This window comes from Paraburkholderia sp. BR14320 (assembly GCF_040948665.1).
Taxonomy (GTDB): domain Bacteria; phylum Pseudomonadota; class Gammaproteobacteria; order Burkholderiales; family Burkholderiaceae; genus Paraburkholderia; species Paraburkholderia youngii.
On record NZ_JBFPKG010000304.1, the window covers coordinates 1 to 334 of the forward strand.

1 pseudogene is annotated in these 334 nt (G+C 71.0%); it reads left to right on the forward strand.

The window, feature by feature from the left end:
* Positions 1-334: pseudogene (locus tag AB3X89_RS40410) on the forward strand (non-ribosomal peptide synthetase module); the annotation flags it as partial.

Here is a 334-nt window from a genome sequence, read left to right on the forward strand (position 1 = left end):
CTGAACCGCCCCGAGCTGACAGCCGAGCGGTTCATCGCCAGTCCCTTTGTGGAGGGCGATCGGCTGTATCGCACGGGGGACCTGGCGCGGTACCTGCCGGATGGCAATCTGGAGTTTCTGGGGCGCACCGACGAGCAGGTCAAGATCCGGGGCTTTCGCATCGAGCCGGGCGAGGTGGCCGCGCACCTGTGCGGACATGCGTGGGTGCGCGAGGCGGTGGTGGTGGCGCGCGAGGAGCGGGCCGGCGAGCCGCAGCTGGTGGCGTATGTGGTGGCCGCAGAGGAGGCGCAGGAAGCGCAGCTTGCGGCGACGCTGCGCGCGCATCTGGTGGGGC